Origin of the sequence: Paenibacillus sp. FSL R7-0163, from assembly GCF_037969975.1 — a bacterium.
Classification (GTDB): Bacteria; Bacillota; Bacilli; order Paenibacillales; family Paenibacillaceae; genus Paenibacillus_AQ; species Paenibacillus_AQ odorifer.
The window spans coordinates 1,834,724-1,854,201 of the sequence record NZ_CP150224.1; the positions used below are offsets into that span (position 1 = coordinate 1,834,724).

At 41.0% G+C, this 19,478-nt stretch carries 20 protein-coding genes; 13 read left to right on the forward strand and 7 right to left on the reverse strand.

What is annotated here, in order from left to right; translation table 11 throughout:
- Positions 1 to 82: 82 nt before the first annotated feature.
- The gene (locus tag NST45_RS08105; RefSeq protein ID WP_076100261.1) at positions 83 to 472 is read right to left on the reverse strand and encodes a hypothetical protein; all 390 of its coding nucleotides are present in this window, start codon (positions 470 to 472) and stop codon (positions 83 to 85) included.
- 276 nt (positions 473 to 748) lie between these two features.
- Between NST45_RS08105 and NST45_RS08110 the strand changes: the two genes are divergently transcribed.
- Together NST45_RS08110 and NST45_RS08115 are read left to right on the forward strand one after the other, a co-directional pair.
- Positions 749 to 1,138, forward strand: coding sequence for a BlaI/MecI/CopY family transcriptional regulator (locus tag NST45_RS08110; protein ID WP_076100263.1), 390 nt, complete (start codon positions 749 to 751; stop codon positions 1,136 to 1,138).
- Positions 1,138 to 2,964, forward strand: a complete 1,827-nt coding sequence (locus tag NST45_RS08115) for a M56 family metallopeptidase (RefSeq protein WP_076100265.1) — start codon at positions 1,138 to 1,140, stop codon at positions 2,962 to 2,964. Before NST45_RS08110 ends, NST45_RS08115 begins: the two co-directional genes overlap by 1 nt.
- Positions 2,965 to 3,489: 525 nt before the next feature.
- On the opposite strand, the gene NST45_RS08120 is transcribed toward NST45_RS08115, so the two are convergent.
- The gene (locus NST45_RS08120; protein WP_036688810.1) at positions 3,490 to 4,116 is read right to left on the reverse strand and encodes a glycoside hydrolase domain-containing protein; all 627 of its coding nucleotides are present in this window, start codon (positions 4,114 to 4,116) and stop codon (positions 3,490 to 3,492) included.
- A 118-nt stretch (positions 4,117 to 4,234) separates the two neighbouring features.
- Here NST45_RS08120 and NST45_RS08125 point away from each other — a divergent pair, with 118 nt between their 5' ends.
- The 3 genes from NST45_RS08125 to NST45_RS08135 are packed head-to-tail and all read left to right on the forward strand — an operon-like array spanning position 4,235 to position 4,919.
- Positions 4,235 to 4,474, forward strand: coding sequence for a hypothetical protein (locus NST45_RS08125; protein ID WP_076100267.1), 240 nt, complete (start codon positions 4,235 to 4,237; stop codon positions 4,472 to 4,474).
- Positions 4,475 to 4,497: 23 nt separating this feature from the next.
- A complete protein-coding gene (locus NST45_RS08130; RefSeq protein WP_036688806.1) occupies positions 4,498 to 4,686 on the forward strand; it encodes a hypothetical protein in 189 nt (62 codons plus the stop codon).
- A 26-nt stretch (positions 4,687 to 4,712) separates the two neighbouring features.
- Positions 4,713 to 4,919, forward strand: a complete 207-nt coding sequence (locus tag NST45_RS08135) for a hypothetical protein (RefSeq protein ID WP_143763128.1) — start codon at positions 4,713 to 4,715, stop codon at positions 4,917 to 4,919.
- Positions 4,920 to 4,996: 77 nt separating this feature from the next.
- Here NST45_RS08135 and NST45_RS08140 read toward each other — a convergent pair whose 3' ends face one another.
- Complete coding sequence (locus NST45_RS08140) at positions 4,997 to 5,551, reverse strand: XRE family transcriptional regulator (RefSeq protein ID WP_038572120.1); 555 nt, start codon at positions 5,549 to 5,551, stop codon at positions 4,997 to 4,999.
- 124 nt (positions 5,552 to 5,675) lie between these two features.
- Here NST45_RS08140 and NST45_RS08145 point away from each other — a divergent pair, with 124 nt between their 5' ends.
- A complete protein-coding gene (locus NST45_RS08145) occupies positions 5,676 to 6,257 on the forward strand; it encodes a LysE family transporter (RefSeq protein WP_076213374.1) in 582 nt (193 codons plus the stop codon).
- Positions 6,258 to 6,274: 17 nt separating this feature from the next.
- Here NST45_RS08145 and NST45_RS08150 read toward each other — a convergent pair whose 3' ends face one another.
- Positions 6,275 to 7,264 (reverse strand): ketoacyl-ACP synthase III, encoded by a 990-nt coding sequence (locus NST45_RS08150; RefSeq protein WP_076100274.1) that lies wholly within the window; start codon positions 7,262 to 7,264, stop codon positions 6,275 to 6,277.
- A gap of 298 nt (positions 7,265 to 7,562) precedes the next feature.
- Between NST45_RS08150 and NST45_RS08155 the strand changes: the two genes are divergently transcribed.
- On the forward strand, positions 7,563 to 8,366 hold the full coding sequence (locus tag NST45_RS08155) for a CAP domain-containing protein (protein ID WP_235219570.1): 804 nt from the start codon (positions 7,563 to 7,565) through the stop codon (positions 8,364 to 8,366).
- 121 nt (positions 8,367 to 8,487) lie between these two features.
- On the opposite strand, the gene NST45_RS08160 is transcribed toward NST45_RS08155, so the two are convergent.
- The 3 genes from NST45_RS08160 to NST45_RS08170 form a co-directional block, all read right to left on the reverse strand.
- Positions 8,488 to 9,594: an endospore germination permease gene (locus NST45_RS08160; RefSeq protein WP_036688787.1), complete on the reverse strand. Its 1,107-nt coding sequence runs from the start codon at positions 9,592 to 9,594 to the stop codon at positions 8,488 to 8,490.
- A gap of 268 nt (positions 9,595 to 9,862) precedes the next feature.
- Entirely contained in the window at positions 9,863 to 11,032 is a 1,170-nt protein-coding gene (locus NST45_RS08165) for a Ger(x)C family spore germination protein (RefSeq protein WP_036688784.1), read from the reverse strand.
- Between the two features lie 5 nt (positions 11,033 to 11,037).
- Positions 11,038 to 12,618, reverse strand: a complete 1,581-nt coding sequence (locus NST45_RS08170; RefSeq protein ID WP_080742525.1) for a spore germination protein — start codon at positions 12,616 to 12,618, stop codon at positions 11,038 to 11,040.
- A gap of 337 nt (positions 12,619 to 12,955) precedes the next feature.
- Between NST45_RS08170 and NST45_RS08175 the strand changes: the two genes are divergently transcribed.
- The 6 genes from NST45_RS08175 to NST45_RS08200 all read left to right on the forward strand — a co-directional run bounded on the left by NST45_RS08175 (position 12,956) and on the right by NST45_RS08200 (position 19,413).
- The gene (locus tag NST45_RS08175) at positions 12,956 to 14,170 is read left to right on the forward strand and encodes an MFS transporter (RefSeq protein ID WP_038572114.1); all 1,215 of its coding nucleotides are present in this window, start codon (positions 12,956 to 12,958) and stop codon (positions 14,168 to 14,170) included.
- Positions 14,171 to 14,298: 128 nt separating this feature from the next.
- Positions 14,299 to 15,024: a LytTR family DNA-binding domain-containing protein gene (locus tag NST45_RS08180; RefSeq protein WP_076100278.1), complete on the forward strand. Its 726-nt coding sequence runs from the start codon at positions 14,299 to 14,301 to the stop codon at positions 15,022 to 15,024.
- Entirely contained in the window at positions 15,025 to 16,347 is a 1,323-nt protein-coding gene (locus NST45_RS08185) for a sensor histidine kinase (RefSeq protein WP_076213372.1), read from the forward strand.
- Between the two features lie 110 nt (positions 16,348 to 16,457).
- Positions 16,458 to 17,066, forward strand: coding sequence for a CPBP family intramembrane glutamic endopeptidase (locus tag NST45_RS08190; RefSeq protein WP_036688777.1), 609 nt, complete (start codon positions 16,458 to 16,460; stop codon positions 17,064 to 17,066).
- 200 nt (positions 17,067 to 17,266) lie between these two features.
- Positions 17,267 to 17,824 carry a cysteine hydrolase family protein gene (locus NST45_RS08195; protein ID WP_036688775.1) on the forward strand — a complete coding sequence of 186 codons (558 nt, stop codon included), beginning with the start codon at positions 17,267 to 17,269 and terminating at the stop codon, positions 17,822 to 17,824.
- 188 nt (positions 17,825 to 18,012) lie between these two features.
- Positions 18,013 to 19,413, forward strand: a complete 1,401-nt coding sequence (locus NST45_RS08200) for an MFS transporter (protein ID WP_143763127.1) — start codon at positions 18,013 to 18,015, stop codon at positions 19,411 to 19,413.
- Positions 19,414 to 19,478: the final 65 nt, after the last annotated feature.

Here is a 19,478-nt window from a genome sequence, read left to right on the forward strand (position 1 = left end):
CCATCCTTAGTTAGTACTAAAGGGTGGCTTATTTTTGCATTTGTATGAAACCATGCCTATTTTTAGATTGAGTTTCCAAATTTTAATCTTCCTTTTCTTTACTTAACAGATCAGCTAGCTCAACCGAATTCTTATTTCTTAAATCCAGCATCTTTTCGCTATTGCTAGCTTTAATCAGGAAACCATCTTTCGTTTTAAAATCCATATAAAGGCTGAATCCGACCACCTTTGAATTAGCGTAAGTAACAGTCATTCGATAAGTTGGTTGACCGACATCAACAGACCCGCGTACTTTTTTTACAGTTCTTATAGCATCTTCGAAGATTTGAAGGCTTTCACGGTCAGTATAAGTGATTTCTGTTGTTTCGGATACAAGATTGACACTTAAGATCTTTTGCGTGGGTCTGACTAATACAAATAATAAAATCAGTAAAATTATCAGTGAAAATGATAGAATACTAAATTTTTTCATAACCTGCCCTCCTTACTTAAGAATAATGCAGACCAATCACTTAGTTTCCAAAATAGTTATAAATTTCAGCTGAGTGTGCGTTGGTTATCTCATTGTTGGAATCTTATAAAAGTTCCTAGGGTTCTATTTATTATTTGCTACTGGACTGGTGAAACCTTTATTAAAATAATAAACGTCTAAGAATGTATACATATTTTAGAAATAATGTGCTTGCTTTTTAATTATACGTTTGTATAATGAATGTATTACACAAATGTATAACAAGGAGAAATAGGGATGAATATCAAAATCAAACGCTTGCCAGATGCTGAACTGGAAATTATGCTGGTGATTTGGCGAGCCGAGAGTTGGGTTAGCTCCTCTTACATTTTGAATCAACTGGGGGATAAACGTAAGTGGGCGCTTGCAACTTTGATGACAGTGCTGTCACGGCTGGTTGAAAAGGGCTTTCTATCTTGCGAAAAAGAAGGGCGGAGCAACCGTTATCTCGCTGCAATTTCTGAGACAGATTATAAAGAGAGCGAAGGGAAGTCTACCCTTGAAAAGCTTTTTGGCAACTCTGTGCAGGATATGGTGATGTCCTTATACAATGGGAAGGCGATTGATAAAAGCGATCTTGCTGAGTTGCGGGAAATGCTCGATAGAGTAGATAAGGAGGAATCCTGATGATAACAGGTCTTTTTACAGATTTTCTGGTTATCTCTGTGACCATAAGTTTAGTTATTATCGGCTTAATCACATTAACTCCCTTGTTAAGAAAACATTATTCGGCTAAGTTGAGCTATTGGATATGGTTGATCCTAACCCTGCGATTATTGTTGCCATTCAACTTTTCCTTTACCAATCCTCCTGTGGCGATTCAGCTACCCGAAGGTCAGGCCATAGCAACTGTCTTTCAAAGCTCAGTGTCCCAGAATTTGCAGGCGGATACGTCAGTAATCTCTCAGCCGGTCCAGACAGGGGATGTAAGCCATATCCCTTCTATAACTAATATCTTAGCGTACATCTGGGTTACTGGAGCTGTGCTTTTTTTAGGGTATCATTTGCTTAGTTATTTCTTTTTCAGAAAACAGGTATTACGTTGGAGCAGCCCTCTTCAGAGAGAGGATATGTTCTCCAAGCTCAAACAAGTCGCTAAAGAAATGCATGTAACACCCGCCATTCCGGTTCTGATAAGCAGTAAAGTTCCGAATCCGATGCTAATGGGTTTTTACAAGCCAACACTATTCTTGCCGCATGATCAATATAGTGAGGAAGAGCTGGAGTTTATCTTAAAACATGAGCTGGTCCATTACAAAAGGCATGACATCATATATAAGCTGTTGCTACTGATTGTGCAGGCAGTGCATTGGTTTAATCCATTGGTCTGGTTCATGGCACGCGAAGCTGTCCGCGAAATTGAAATTTATTGTGATGACACCGTTGTACGTAAGCAAAATGCAGCATATCGAAAGAAATACTGCGAAGCTATTTTATCGGTTATGCAAAGTAATGCTACTCGGCATGTAGCTTTATCAACGAATTTTGCAGGAGGAAAACACTCGATGAAGCAGCGATTCGGCAGTATTTTAAATATGAAAGAAAAACGAAATGGAGTAGGTGCATTTCTTGCGGTCTTAATGGTGGTTGGTATAACTGCAGTGCTAGCAGCCTGTACGAACCTAACCGGACAATCTACAGATACGGCGCTCAAACCAGGTACTATTTATTCCTACAGCTCTAGTGGTGAACAAGTTGTTGTGCGTGACGCTGGGAATACGTATTCCATGGACGAGGATGGTAATGTCTCTGTCTCCTATCGGAAAGGGGAGATCCAAGCGCAAACGCCTTTAAAACTTGATACGACTGGAACTGAAATGGGGATGGGGAGAGCGGATACCGGATTTTATATCTCCGAGGACAAAACCGCAATTGTATATGGATTTGCGGATGGTAAAGAATCCCCTCTACATGTATTAATCAGCGATGACATGGGGAAATCGTGGAATAACTACAACATTGAAGGTGCTAAGGGTTATGATGCCAAGTTCATCGGGTTTACTGACAAGCAAAATGGTTGGATCGTCTCCGGAGGTTCTGTAGGTGTGGGACGTTCGCTAAATTATGTATATCAGACCTCTGACGGCGGGAAGACATGGACGGAGCTTGGAAATCCTAACGATTTATACGCGGAAAGTTTAGCCGGGGCAGGGTTTTCTAACAAGGATATCGGATTCTTGGGGTTCAGATATTATGAAGATAATGGGCCTGTTATTTATTGGACTAAAGGTAAGGGTAAGTCATGGGAAAAGCTCGTGGTATCCCTGCCGGAAACCTTTGATGAATATCAAAAAACGCCGCTTTCACCTATTTTTAATGGAAAAGAGGGATTGTATCCTATTCTGCTCAGCAAAGAGGGCAACACTGTAGGTACCATCTATCTGTCGAGTAAGGACAACGGCCTGAAGTGGACGTATGATTCAGCATATGATCAAATGGGCGATTCTAAATAGGAGCAAGTGGAGCAGGGGGTGGTCTACAAAGATCCCGCCCCTTTTTTATATGGAGGGCTGACGATTTTAATATGTAGTGGCTTTTAATTGTATTTCGTACAGCTATTTTCGCTCGAAAAACTCGCTCCTGAAGATAGTTGTATTTTGTACACCTATTTTTTAGTTTTTTGCCGCTAAAGCTGATAACTGTGATTTTTAATTGTATAGAATACAGTTAAAGTGAGAAGTTAGCCTTTTACAGACGAAATAAGTGTATAGAGTGCAGTTATCTCATAGGTTGCATAAAGTTACAGCGATTTTTCTCCGAGGGTTGCCCAAAGGAGACCTTAAAGTCGGATAGCTACGATTTATCATTATCTGCTTAAACTTCCGCTACAAACCAAAAACACCAGGCAGAGCTTCTCCAATAATCGGATAGTCAATGCCTGGTTGTCTTTTTACTATTTTTTTAATAACGAGACTTTATTTGAATCTATCATCATCTGCTTTAGTATAACGCCTCGTCACCGATAAAAGAGGAATAAATTACTTTTTCCAGCCTCCACCGCTATGTGAGGAGGACTCTACATAGTCTACGTTGATTTTGCCAGTGCTCGTTCCTACCTCAGTGTTGAAATTATATTGTCGCAGGTTCCAATCATCGAAGGTTCCCTGCCAGTCATTATCTACGATGAAGGTGTAACGTGTTGTGGCGGAATTAGTGCCTCGAATATGAGAGCAGACTGCTCGTGATCCGTAGATACCCATTTTATAGCCTTTGGAATTTTTAGTACTGCTGTCTAGCACTGATTTTATGCCTTGAAAATAAGGTACTATATTGTTTGTGATTTCGGTAGAGGTCATATCGCGGTCTATGGCAAAATAAATCGGAGTGCTGCTGGTTTGTCCCAAATCACTTGCTAAGCCTACAGCCGTTTCAGCATCTTTAACACCATTGGCTTTCGTAAAATGATCGAGCGATTTGCTGATTTGATAAAGGGATATGATATATAATCCCCCATCTGAAATCCGTGTAATCTCAGCTGAGGTGAGACCATCCTGATATCCTTCCACGCGATTTAAATAGCGGCAAACGAATGTGAATTTATTATTTTTAAGTGTAGTTAATCTTGCTGCTGTTACATTTGTAGCTGTATCACAACCTAAAGCCATTGTAATTGCCTTCTTTCAATTATTTTGTTTAAGGTTTGGCGCCAACCTCCCTATCAATATATGAGAAAACTTTCACAGATTCTTGGGGGAACCACGAAATGAGAGAAAAAGAGGCAGATTGAGAGGATTAATAGAAGGAGAGACTTTGATCGCTTATTTTACTTTCATTATGGATGGAGGCGGGAAAGGTAGGAGCGCTGCACTAGTAAAGGATGGGATTACTTATGTATCAGCTAGTCACTGGGAAGCGGCAGGGTTGAAGGTTGTATGGGATAAATCGCATCAAAGAGCGAAGTTTACTGGATGGGGAAAAAAGATAGCCGTTCGTATTGGAAGTAAACAGGGAGTTTATATCTAACAGATTCCGCAGGACAAACTCGCTTGCTAACGAACCTTGGTTCGCAGTTATTCGATGCTGTTCAATTCGATTTTCAGAAGACGCCGAAAGGTCTAATCTATCTAACCGTAACAGATGTTTACGGAGAACCACATATCAATAATAAATGGTATACGATGATTATTAAGGATGGAATGGTCATTCGCCAGGAATGGACGAGGATTTTCTGCTGATTCGGTCCAATCAACAAGGTTTCCTCATGATGATAGATCGCAAAACAAGTGCCAAAACATTGTTGTACAAGGCACTTCTTGACGTAGAGCAGCAAAAATATGCCGAAACAAACGACCTTCCTTTTTTTGGAGATAATCTGAAGTTCCTGAAAAGAGAAGGGGATGCCCTGCTTTTTAATAATGAATATGTACAAGACGGTAAGGTTTATAAGTTTATGCTGGACGATTCATAATGGGGAGGCTGAGTGGCGTCTCCGCAGGTTATCATAGTAAGATTTGATCCCAAGGTTTAAGAACCTTGGTTTTTTTGCTAACTAGAATAGTATAAGATCATGCTTAAACGGGTCAATGATTCTCCTGGATTATAATATACATGGGGTTTGTCTGCGTTAAACGTGATAGAATCACCAGATTTTAATAGATATTCATTATCATTGACACGCAAAGACAATTCACCATCAAATACAGTGATTAATTCTTCAGTTCCTTCCATATGTGGATTGGCATCAAGGTATCCACCTTCGTCTATCTCGACTGTATAACCCTCAAATCGTTTGCTTTCATCAAATGGGAAAGATGGATACACTCGATATTTTCCGTTGTCTTCAAGCAGTGGTTGAATTTCATTTCTTAATATCACTCTTGTGTCAGGCTTTGGGTAATCTATTAGCGTAGAAAATGAAGTTTTTAATCCATTAGCGATCTTCCAAATGGTTGTAATGGTAGGTGTTGATTCGCCTCTTTCGATTTGACCAATCATTGTTTTGCTTACTCCTGTTAATTCTGCCACCTTTTCCAGGCTTAAATCTTTACTTCTTCTAATCTTTTTTATATTCTCCGCAATGATTTGATTTATCTCTTCCACGGTAATTCTCCACTCCCTATTTACTTTATAACGACCAAGATATACAATAAAACGCACATGAGGACGTTATAACGTTCGATAAATACATTATAACATACAAAAAGGGAAGGGGAGAAATGAGTTAGTGATTGTTTCTTTGTTTTTATATGCATTTGTTGCTAGCTTTACTCCGGGACCCAATAACATTATGGCAATGACTTTTGCAAACCAGTTTGGTTTACGAAAAACAATGAAATTCTGTTTAGGAGTGGGCACAGGTTTTTTCGTGATCATATTGTTATGTTGCTATTTTAATATACTTCTGATTAATCTTATCCCAAAGATTGAATCTATTATGGCTGTGATAGGCGGAGTCTACATGTTTTATTTAGCATTTAAAATTATTACAAGTAAACATCAAGAAAATGATGGAAGTGGCGATAAACACAACAGCTTTATTCCGGGTATGCTTTTACAATTTATTAATCCAAAAGGGATATTATATGGAATCACAGTTACATCTACATTTATTCTTACCTCTCATTCTTCCTATTTTAGTTTATTGAGTTACTCTATAGTCTTAGCTCTCATAGGTTTTATGGGCACTTTTAGTTGGTGTTTATGTGGTTCTCTTTTCAAAAAAATGATATCTAAATATAGAAGTCAATTTAATATACTGATGGGATTGTTGTTAGTGTATTGTGGAGTTTCGATAGTGATAGGATGAATAAATGAAGCCTCATGTCAATAACGCCATAACATTGAACCGGCTTGATAACCTGATCCCAATGTCCAAAATAACAAGTTATCGCCACGTTTGATCAAACCATGTTCAATTGCACAATATAAGGCCAGAAAGGGACTGCTTGTGCCAGTATAGCCATATTCGTCGGCTACATAAATTATTTTATGCTGATCCAGGTTCAGCTTAGCCTGAAGTAATTTAATATTAGCCAATGTAAATTGTGAAAAACAAAAAACTTGTATATCCTCGAATGTTAGGTGATGTTTGTTCAATAATTCAACAATAGATGTTTCCGCAAATCGTACACTGTCTATTCCGCTGAATCTCCCCCAGTGTAAGTAGCGGTGTTCAGCCCCATCACGCAAAGACTTAGCCAATCCTTGAGCGGGGTACACAATTTCTTCTGTAAAACGGCTGTCCGAAAGATACCTTACGTCAATTAATCCACTCTCTGAATGGTCTTTTTCTAAAATGAGGGCTACGGCGGCATCGCCAAAAATTGAATATGTTATTGGATGTGATGGATCAGCCCATAAATTTAAAAAATCCGAACCGATAACCAACGCTCTATCTTTATCAGGATCATCGTATAAAGTACGAGCAGCCTGTTCAACCGCAATAAACATTCCTATACAATTACCATTCAAGTCATAGCAAAGCGTATCATCTTTACCTTTGATAGCTTTGTGAATAAGCAATGAATTCGTAGGTGATAAATATTCCGGAGTTGAGCTGGAAAAAAGAATCAGGTCTATATCTGCAGATTTCAATGAAGCAGCATCAATTGCTTGTTGAGCGGCATTAATCGCCATCGTCAACGAGTTCTCCTTCGTTCCTTCAATAACATGGCGGTTTTTTCTGCCTGTCTTTTTAAGAATCCGCTTAATATCTATGCCTTGCTTTTGAAAATGGTCAATAAAATATTGGTTGTTAATCACTCTTTCAGGACAATAAATGGAGACTTGTTTTATCGAGATACCTTCTAACATAGCATGATCACCCCTTGTAATAATTTTGCAATCACATTACATTAAGTAATCTAAAAGTATCTGTTTACCTAACAACGCCTGCTCATTTCTATAAGCTTGTTTGTCCAAAAAAATTTGTGATGTTATAGTTTATTATCTTAATAAAGCATAACACTAATTAGTAAAAAATTCTATAAATTCCTAAAAGTGTAACAAAATCAACGAATCTAATATATCCACTAAGATTAAGTCCACAGCAACCATGTTGCGGGTGGACTTTTTTGCTTTTTATATTTTTGAATTAGGGATGAATAAATCAGTGGTACTTTACAAAAACTTTATTCGATTAAGTCACTACTTTGCCAAATCAGGAGGGGTTCTTATTAAACCATTTATCGTTATAGTAGCGCTATTACTCGTTACTGCTTGTTCGGGTAATAACTCGGCCAACAACCAAATGACTACTCAACAAACGAAGGTTGACAATCATGCTCGTAAAACTACCTCAACGTCAACTTTAACGCAAGCATCTTCCATTTCCACGGAGAATGCAGGGAATTCAACAATTAAGACTAAACAAGTTCCTGGCGATGTAACGAAATGGCTGGATGGGTTCATCCGCACCAATCCACCTACAGGAGGCACAACAGACCAAACAACGTATCCGCAGCAGTCGGCCAAACCACAATATTCTGCAAATCCGCAACATTCTGCTGTCCCGCAGAAGTCTGCAAATCCACAACCATCCGCCAATACATCCCAATCAGTACAGCAAGTATTGGATCTTGTGAATAAAGAAAGAACGAATGCAGGCTTGAAGCCCCTTAGTTTAAATAGCGAACTTTCGAAAATGGCTTTGGCTAAAGCGCAGGATATGTATGACAACAATTATTTTGACCATCAGTCTCCTACGTATGGATCTCCGTTTGATATGATGAAAGCCTTCGGGATCTCATACAATTCAGCAGGGGAAAACATCGCCAAAGGTCAGTCGAGTGCAGAAGAAGTAATGAACCAATGGATGAACAGTCCTGGTCATCGTGCCAACATCCTGAATAGCAGCTTCACAGAAATTGGAATAGGTTACTATAACAGCGAGTGGGTTCAAGAATTTATTGGTTAGTGCGATTAAAGTAATAAACTTAACAGGGGTGTCCTAATAAGCTAAAAGTGGCTGTAGGGCATCCCTACTTTTCTGAAGTCTGCAAAATGAGATAGGGGATATTGAATCCGTATAGAACGGGTTATTTTTTGTGTTTTTTTATATGATAACGAATGAAAGTGACCAATAGAATCAGAAGAAATGGCAGGGTGTAAGCTAGGTTAGTGATCAAGGGCCATGTAATATTCACGATTTCCTCAAGCTCAGACTCTTGTGTGTAAGTCGTTACAGATAACAGCAGGCAAACAAAAGCAAGAGGGAAAACAATTAAACGTTCATCCTTCAATCTCAGAAGCTCCTTTAGTACTTTAATAAGAATAAGCAGCAGGATAGAAGCCTTGAAATAGAAGCCGATAATGAGTGAAAAACCAATCACGGATTCGATTCTTTCAATGGTTTCCTGAAAATAAATGAGTCTCGCCAACTGATATAATGAATATTTTAAGCTGCCGGACAGTGGTCCCAGTACCATAATACTGCTAATGACAGAAGCAATTAACGTCAGGGCATTGATGATGAGTGCAAGATACATTTGTTTTCCCAGTTTAGAATTGTCTTCTTTACGCACGAACGGTAAAATCATCGAAAAAACGATAAGCTCGGAATAGGGAAAGCCATAGACTACATATGCAGCGCTTAGGATAGGCCTAAATCCATCAGGCATGATGGGCAGTAGGTATTCGGGATGATATAACCCTGCTACGAGTATCCAGACTAAGATGATAAATCCGAACATTAGTGACATTAGGACGGCTGCCATGCGGGCAATCACTTCGATTCCAGCTAGAGCTGTCATCGCAATCGTTATAAAAAACATGGTATTTACCGCGTAAGTGGGCGTTTCTTTTAACATCGTACTTTTGAAAAAGGTTCCGATCTCAATTACAATTCCTGCGACATTCCAAAACAGCACACAAGTGAAAGGAATTAGGAGGACAAGGGTCAGTCCGTTTCCAAGTACGGAGCGGCTTTGTTCCACAAGCGAAAGATCTGGCGCTCGTCGGTTCAAATATAGAATGCCGGAAAGCAGAAGCATTCCTATGGCCGAGGCGATTAAGAGGGATATCCAGGCTCCGTTGCCGGCAAAGTTAGTTAATGATGCAGGGACGATGACGATTGAGGAACCGGTCATAAAGAAGAGAAACAGCATGGACATTTGGATCGAGCTAACACGTTCTTGCTTATTCATACGCTCCTCCTCATTCTTTAAGCTTATGAAATGGTTGGGTTGATCCAATGGACGATGTGCTCAGCTGGAGCCGTAAGTAAATTGAAGATGGAGTCTAAATTGGGCCATGGCTTAGCTGCAATAAAGATAAATCCGAGATAAAGTACGGGTAGTAATAATACTCCATAAACTACTCGATCGCGGATGGAGGCTTGCCTAAACCTTGGAATGTCATGGGCTAGCATAGCGGAAGCTAATAAGAGGACGCAGATTATTTTTCCCACCATAGCTACTTCTCCTTTGTTCCGAATATTGTACCTGAGTTCATTCCAGTGCTTAACACTTTGACATCAACGTTGATATCGAACTGAGTCTGGGCGAATGTATCCTTCCATTGAGGCTCTAGTTGTTTCCACAGCTGCGGATTTTTCCGGTAAATCTGATTGCCAATTCCGAGTGCGTCGATCTTTTTTGTTTTCAAAAACTTGGTTGCATGCTCAACCTGTTGTTCAACCTGAGTTATGACACGCTGCTCAAAAAGCTTCATGTCCTTATTGTTTTTTATATGTGAGCAACGTAATTCTCCGATCATCCCTTCAATAGCAATTTTTACACCGACGGATACAGAACCATTTTTCACGGTTGGAGTAAGCGTACTGTTGAAGGTAAGCACTTCAAGCGTTTCTTTTTTTCGCAGCGGTTCTTCGGTCTCATCCGGGCAAGGAAATTCTAGTACTCCATAGATATATCTATCCGTCAGCATCATGAATGCTTCTGTATCCTTTTCCTTTAGGATGTCAATCATTTTCCCGTCATGGATTACAGCCAGCCCAGATATCAATGGTTTATGATCCAAACTGGTCTTATGCAGGTAAGGGATGATGGAAGTATTGGAGGGGCTACACATTTGTATAGCCAGCTCATAGAGAGGAATCTTGGAAGTTTTTGCGGCATATAGAGCACCGCTCGTCTCCATTCTCTTATACTGTTGACCAATGGTCTGCTCGATAAACGGGTTGATATCTAAAAATGGTGCCGCAGATTGCTCAGCGATGAGAGGAAGAACGGTACCACGCGGTTCTTGATCTCTGGAGAAAAAATCAAGCACCTCCCGGATGTTCGAGGTTCTGGCTAGTTGCTCCCCGATTAATATGACACGCATATGATCCCATTTGGCTTTTCGACCAAATTTTGCCGGGATCTCCCTTATTGCTTCAAAAAAGGTTTCTCCACTTGTAACAATATTAATTCCCTTCGACGCTGGATCCCCTGCTTGTCCCATTTCTATTTTGGTGGAAGGATTATAGAAATGTGTCGTGATCACAATCCGATTGTCTTCGCTTTGGTCAATGGCGACCGCCTGCACATACCCATACTCGTCCAATTCTTTATTATCCCAGCATCCGCTAGTTAGAGTGAGTACAAGAAGGGAAATTAGTATGGTAGTAAGTCGCTTCACTATATCTACTTCCTTCCTGAAGTCTTTTTATATAGGTGTCGATTCCGTGGTGAATGAAGCAGCAGTCTTCTCGGAAGTAGAAAAATAGAATCACGTACTCTTTTGAGATCTAGCGGAGCTAACGAGTCTAAATACGGTTCTCCTAAAGAGCGCAAGGTAGCCAGATGGAGGTAAATTAGAATAAAACCGACCATGATGCCAAGTCCTCCGAACGTTGCCGCGAGAATCATTAAGGGAAACCGTAAAATCCGCAGCGCAATTGCCATATTGTATTGAGGTAGCGCAAATGAGGCAATGCCCGTCAAAGCGACGACAATGACCATGACCGGAGAGGCAATCTGCGATTGAATAGCCGCTTGTCCAATGACCAATGCTCCAACGATACTGACGGCCGATCCAATCGGTCTGGGTAAGCGTATGCCCGCCTCTCTCAAAAGCTCAAAGAAAAACTCCATGATCAAAGCTTCAACCATAGCCGGAAAGGGGATTCCTTCGCGTGTGTTTAGAATGGCAAGCAGCAGAACCGTGGGAATTAGTTCGGAATGGAAGTTGGATAAGGCAATATAGGTACTGGGTAACAGCAGGGCGATGATGAAGGCAGCGACCCTAATCAATCTTATCAATGATGAAAAAATGGTTCGGTAGTAATAATCTTCGCTATTCGTAAAAAACTCCATGAAATTCCCGGGACAGATCAGAATGGAAGGACTTCCGTTAACCATAGCAATAATCTTCCCGTCTAGCAGAGCTGTTATAGCTGTATCCGGTCGTTCTGTGTAGCGGACTTGTGGAAATGGTGAGTAGAGAGAATCACCGATCCACTCTTCGAGATAGGAGACGTCAAGAATTTCTTCCTGATCAATACTTGCTATACGTTGTTTGAATTGATTTAATGCTTCTGGTTTCACCACTCCATCCAGATAACCATAGGACAACGTTCTTTGAACCTGCTTACCAGAGGTAAAGAACTCGAACTTAAGATTAGTAGATTTTAGCAAACTACGAATAACACCTATATTACGCTCTAAGCTTTCTATAAAGCTGACGTGGGGACCTTGAACAGTAGGCTCTGAAATGGGCTCAGAGGTTTGGCGCTGTTCTACATCAAAGGCATAATAGGCAACGGCTTTTTGCCAACCTGTAAAGAAAAGGACAACTTTCCCATCAAGAATCCCCTTAATGGCTTGACCGATATTGTCCATTAATTCAAGCAGCGGTGATGAAACACCATTTTTTTCAAAATAAGAGATGACATCTTCAACGGTTACGTCCAAGGTGGGCCCCAGCTCATGCGGAACTATATTTTGCAAGACATCTTTAAAATAATTTGTAGGGTCAGACTTAGTAAGTGTATTGAAATAGACGGATGAGGCTTCATACTTAAGATCCGGGCCATAATGCCATGGAATAACCTTTAGGTCTGAGCAATTGGCAAAACAGTCATTAATAATCTGCAAGTTGTCTTCGAGAGACGCAGAGATAGCATGGGAAAAAAGATCCTTCATTGAAAGCTCATTTTCGGCTTCGATTTGAGGGGGCACCTTAGGATTAGACGGAGGCGTCTTGGCGATAAAAAATTTCCGCATGCAATTCTCCTTAAATAAATTAGATGTTAAGTGTGATTTTTATCTTCTCCCTTATTTAGGAATTTATTCGGAAGATAGAGATAGATCAAATTCTTCGCAAAATGAACAATTGGAACTGGCTCATGGAGGAGTTGCGATGTTATAATGAACATAATTTTTTCAGGAGGTGCTCCTTGTGACCCATTCCATTCGTTTATGGTAGTCCGTGGTGCAAGACAAGTGGACTCATTCATTTTTTTGAGATAAGGAAATGAGTTTATTTGTGATGTGCCTGTTTCAGTGTGCCTATGCTCATGGAATGAGTTTATTTAAGTATTTAATCAAAGGAGATGACCTTATGCAAATACAATGGAAAAAAGCCTTCGCCCTTATTTTTAGCGGACAGATTTTCTCGATTCTCACGAGTTCGATGGTTCAATTCGCGGTGATCTGGCACTTGACGGAATCGACAGGGTCAGCGGCAGTTTTGATGATTGCTGGGTTGGCAGCGTTTTTGCCGCAAGCGGTCTTGGGTCCTTTCGTAGGGGTTTGGCTGGACCGTTGGAATCGTAAAATAACAATGATTATTGCTGATAGCGCAATAGCGCTTTTCAGTCTGATATTAGGTATTTATTTCATGTGGGGGGAACCGGGACTTGGTTTTGTGTATGTCATTCTGAGCTTGCGTTCAGCGGCTTCGGCCTTTCATGCCCCGGCTTTTCAGGCGGCTGTTCCGTTGATTGCACCTGAAGAAGAATTGACAAGAGTCGCGGGCTGGCAGCAGATGGTGTTCTCTTTCTCGAATGTAATTGGTCCTGCACTTGGGATAGCGGTTTACTCGGCAACTTCGCTTGGGGCGGTATTGCTACTCGATGTGGCCGGGGCTTTGATTGCGAATCTGATGCTGTTCATGGTGAAGATCCATCAGCCTAAAGTGCAGGCTACAGCTGCGCCGTCTTTCGTTCAAGAATTCCGATTGGGCTGGAACGCACTCATTCAAGCGAAACCCATTGTGTTGATTACGGGGGCTACTGCGGTGTTTAGTATCGCATTTATGCCGCTGGCGACACTGTTTCCTTATATGACTTTGTCTCATTTTGGCCGTGGAGGATACAGTGCCAGCCTGGTGGAAGCGGTGTTCAGCATCGGGATGATTTTAGGTGGTCTGCTATTGTCGATGTTCTCATCAAAATGGAGCGACATTAGCTATATGAGCGTAGGTCTGCTAGTCATCGGTCTTACCTGTGTGATCAGTGGTTTGATTGGTCCGAATGCATTTGTGATCTTTGCCATTCTCTCGTTCTTCATGGGCAGTGCGGCACCCTTCTTCAATGGTCCCTTCATGGCGATGATCCAGCGTTCTTTTGAACCCGAGATGCTTGGGCGTGTCATTTCACTTGTGACCAGCATTATGATGTTGTCTTCGCCAATTGGACTGCTGTTGGCAGGACCTGTAGTGGATCGATACGGAGTGCAGCTATGGTTCCTCGGTTCAGGAATTGTGGTGATGCTGACCGCTCTGTTTATTTTCATCCAGTTTCGGCGGCTGGCGTCCGCGATTCCGATGAATTGATTAGGGTAAAAACTTTCCTATGAAAAGAGTTTATTGGCCGGTCCGAGAGGATCGGCTTTTTGGCGGTTCTTCATATTTTTCCAAATTATAATATGATAGAATTACGTTCACTTGGAGGGATACATAATATGAATCTTAACATTGCTATCTGTGACGATCAGAGGCAAGATGCCTCGCGGTTGGAAGAATTACTCAAGAAGCAGATGACTAGCCTGCAAGGGATGACCGCCTCTATTGAGATTTATGAATCAGGCCAAACCCTGCTTCAGACAATGACGTCTACCGCATACGATATAGTTTATCTGGATATGGAGATGCCCGAGTATAACGGTATAGAAGTCGCTGAGAAGATCCGGCTCAAAGATGCCAGGGTATTAATTATTTATGTCACCATTCATACAAGTTATATGAGAAGAAGCTTTGCGGTTCATCCCTTTCGCTATTTGCTGAAACCTATTGATGAACATGAACTGCAGACCGCCACAGTCAAAGCCATTCAGCAATGCTTGCAAAGAAACAATGTGCTGACATTCTCAATCCATCATATGAGCTATAATTTAAGGGTAGATGATATTATGTATATCACGGTAGAACGAGGTAAAAAGTTGGTCCTTTATACTGAACAAGAGACTTACTCGTATTATGGTAAACTGGGAGAGTTGGAAGGACAGCTGGGATCACATGATTTCTGTCGCGTACATACGGGATTCCTGGTAAATTGGCTGCATGTTCGTTCTTTAAGCAAGGAACTTATTCAGCTGAAGAACGGGGTGGAACTTCCAGTCAGCCGCAGTAAAAGCTCTGATTCTTTACGGTCTTACCATGCCTTTATAGAAAAGAGGCTCTTAAGATAAATGTCTTTCATCCGGGAGATTAGTCCTTACTTTTTTGGTGTATTTATGCTCATCCTTATATATGTTCCGCAAGGGGTCACATTTTATATTTTTCTCAAGAAATTTCTAATCCTGAACAGGAGCAAAAAGTCATTTATAGGCTGTCTTATTATCTTTTATATGGTTAAATCGCTTACTGCTGCTAGCTTATCTCTAGTTGATTCGGTCATCCTTCACCTGATTGTGTATAGTCTGATTACTATTATTTATTTCCGCGGCAGTGTGCTACAAAAGCTGTTCTTTAGCAGTTTCTATACAGTGTTTACGGTTGTTATTGAAATGTTGGTATGGTATGGGATTCAGCATATCCCGCTCAATACCGGTGGAATAAATGAAGCTAATTTTTGGTGGTTATCTTTTTCTTTCCTATTTGTTATCTTGCTAAGCATCATGTTATGTCTGCTATTGTTGCGGTTATTCAAAGTGGACACCACTACGTTATTGTCGAATCAGGATTGGGCTGTGTTGAATCTTGTTTCGGCGGGTTCTTTGCTTATTATTATTGTGAATCTGAGACATTCCAGTGATAAACCTTTTAATATTCCGCTTGATTTTGTATTCATCCTGCTTGGGATTCTTGTAATTAATGTGGCTGTAATGTTTATATATCAAAAGTTAATGAAACGGATGCAGATCGAATTCCATAATCATGTGCTTCAGCAGCAAGTGAAGGATTACACGAGTAAACTGAAAGATAATCAGGAAGCACAGCGTTTGCGGCATGATCTGAATCATGTGCTGATCCTTATTCATTCTCTGCTGGATGAAGGCGCTTTAGAAGAAGCCAAGCGATATATTGCAGAGGTTGCTTCGACACAGGAGGCGGGAGAAAAGTTTATTTCTTCTGGAAATATCGCTATTGATGCCATTTATAATGAGAAATTCGCAAAAGCTGAGCTACATCAAGTTACAATGCAATCTCATTTTCGCATCCCGCAGGACCTGTCACTTGCAGGCAAAGAGGTTGATATTGCAATTATTCTAGGCAATGCATTAGATAATGCAATTGAAGGGGTTCAGAGATTACCAGAGTCAGAGCAGAATGTTATTGAGCTGGAAGTAATTTATACCGAAGGGTTATTGGTGATTTCTTTAAAGAATCCTGCATCTCTGCTTACAGAGGACGGGCAGGGCTCTTTTTTGTCCAGCAAGCGGAACTTTGGGAGTAGAGGGTTCGGAATCGAAAGCATTGAGTATGCGGTTCAACAGCTTCAAGGAAGCGTCAGTTTCAGATATGAGAATGGGCAGTTCATGATGTTGGCGGTATTACCACTGCCTGAGTAGCAATCCGAAACCAACTACTCCACCTAACCTGCAAGTTACGGTCTCTTCCCGCGGGCAAGCAGCGGTCCATGATATATTGAGGCTGTTCTTATTAAAGGGAGGGTATTCCGTTGACATTGTCATTGCTCATCAGTGCAGTCCTTCAGCTCATCTTATTCAGCATCATTCCCTATACATACTGGTTTTTTACAAGCAGAACAACATCATCCTTTGCCATGTGGATTGGCTGGAAGAAACCCCAATTGATTTCTAGGAAGCAGTTCATACTATGTTTTATACTTACGATGACTATATTCACCAGTCTGGGAATGCTTACAGCAATCTACATGCTGGATAGGAATACTTTGGCCAGCTCACAGTTTTATGGTACAGGTCTTAAAGGTTTGATTCCGGCATTGATTTATTCTTGGTTGCAGACTAGCTTGTCCGAAGAGATTCTGTTCCGCGGCTTCATTGGAAAACGGTTAAGTTCGAAATTCGGATTCGGAATTGGAAACTGTGCTCAAGCTTTATTATTTGGTGTCGTACATGCTGTGCTGTTATACAGTAGTGCCGGATTTTTGAATTCTGCTGTTGTAATGCTTCTTACGGGTCTTGTGGGTTGGAGTATCGGAATATTGAATGAGAAGTTATCCGGCGGTTCGATCATTCCAGGTTGGGTCCTGCACGGGCTGACTAATCTGATTTCCTCCATTTTTATGATGTATCAATGGATGTAGCGATCAAAGTTTTTAGAGAGTACATTTTAAAAATATGGTAAACTAAAAAAGTCTTAAATTATAAGATTAAAGTTTATATACCATTTTTATTGGGAGGTAGATATTATGAAAAACAATGTCAGCTTGCAAAATTATATGGGGAAAACGTTTAACTGATCAAGCGTGTTAGCGTTCCCCACCATTCGAAAGGGGAAAATCATTTGAATCAGGTATTATTAATCATCGATGCACAACAAGAATTAATGGATGGAAACGAAAAGGAAAGTGCGGTATTCAATAAAGAGCAGCTTATCCGGAATATTAATAAAGTGATTGAACAAGCAAAAGAAGCCAATGTCGAAGTTGTGTTTGTTAGGGATCTTGATGTCGCTGAAGGAACAGGTGCAGGCTTTCAAGTGCACAATGAAATCAATAGGTCTGTAAATGCCAAAATCTTTGATAAGCTGGCAACGAATTCTTTTCACGGAACTGAACTGCTACAATATCTGAAAGATCAGCAGATTGAGCATGTGGTCATTATGGGATGTAAAACTCAACACTGCATCGATACTGCGGTTCGGACGGCTACGGTTAGCGGCATGGATGTTACATTGGTCGGAGATGGTCATTCTACAACGGGCAATGATGTTTTAAGTGCAGAACAAATCATCAAGCATCACAATAAAACATTACATGGGCACTACAATGTCGAACATTTTTCTATGGTCAGAAGTTCCGAAGAAGATTTGTTTCGCCCAACGCATGACTCTTATAGATAATAATTCAGAGGCGGCACTTAAATGTGCCGCTTTTTGCTGTTTTGCATTACCTCTGATTTTCCTCACCTATTCTGATAGACATATTCGCCTAAACCATTTCCATCCCATCTTTATGGGATTGTTCTTGCAAGGGATCTACTTATAATTGTTAGTAATTCTTAAACAATATGAGTAGGGACGGGATCAACATGATAGCAGCAAAAGATATAGAGTTTAAAAGCAGACACGGGCAGCGGCTGGGGATGATGGCGGCTATTTGTATGGGGGCGTTTATTTCCCATTTTACAGCCGGAATTGTGAATGTGTCGCTTCCTTTTATTGTGGATTATTTTCAGACAGAGCTTGGGAAGGGATTATGGATCACAACAGGGTATCTGCTAGTGATTACGGCACTTCTTCCTGTTATGGGGAAACTGGGCGACCGTTATGGTTTTCGCCGGATTCACAATCTTGGATTTGTGATCTTTACTGTGGGTTCCATCCTGGTCGCTTTTTCACCTAATTTACCAATATTGCTAACGCTCAGAGTTATACAGGGAGTAGGAGCTGCGATTTTCCAAGCAACTAATATTGCGCTCATCACCATTCATATGCCGAAAGAGCAAAGAGGACGTGCACTCGGAATTTTAAGTACAGCTGTCGCACTGGGCGGGATGACGGGACCTATAGCGGGAGGTTTGATTGCAGAGTGGCTGAGCTGGAAATGGTTATTTTTAATCCATGTTCCTGTGGCGATTGTGGCTACAATTATGGCATATCGGTACATACCCAACCGTGTGCAAGAGCGCAAACCGGGTGCTATCAGCTTCGTGGGGGCCAGCTTGTTTATGGCATTCATCACCTTGGTTCTTCTCGTAATAACAAATGGGAGCAAATGGGGCTGGGTGTCCGTGTGGACGATGACAAGTTTGGTGGGGGGGTTCTTGTTACTGATTACTTTTCTATTCTGGGAACGGAAGCAAAAGAATCCTTTTCTACCCTTACAAGCTTTGAAAATTCCAACTGTAGCGGGAGGCTTGATCGTTAGCTGTGCCTCTTTTATTCTGTCTAATACATTGCTTGTCCTTATTCCATTTTATTTGATGGGGGCGGCGGTTCCGTTCTCGTCATCTACGACAGGATATATTATGGCGGCTTATCCCATTGCCTTGGCGTTTGCAGGTCCTCTCGCAGGCTACTGTTCCGACCGTTATGGCTCTCATCGTCTGATGCTTATGGGACTGAGCTGTATGGGAAGCGGGTTTATCTTGTTGCTGGTGTATTTAGACCATATACCGGTTTATGGAATCGCGGCGATTCTATCTCTTATAGGCCTTGGTATGGGGCTCATTGCCTCTCCTAATAATAGCTTTATTATGCAGCAGACGCCTCGGGAACACGTAGGTTCGATTGGCGGATTAATTGCTTTAACAAGAAATGCGGGGATGGTCTTTGGCTCAGCACTTGGACTTGGTGTGATGAGTGGAGGGACAGGACAAGGGAGTCAGTTGCAGGCGTACAAATTGGTTTTTGAGATTAATATTTTCATTTGTTTAGGCGTTATTGTACTAATGATTGTTATAAATAGAAGGTCATTTAAATCTGCTTGATCTAAAAAAATGTGTGTGTAATCACAACTCAAGGTTTGGTGTTCTGTTACGTTGGAAGTAACGAA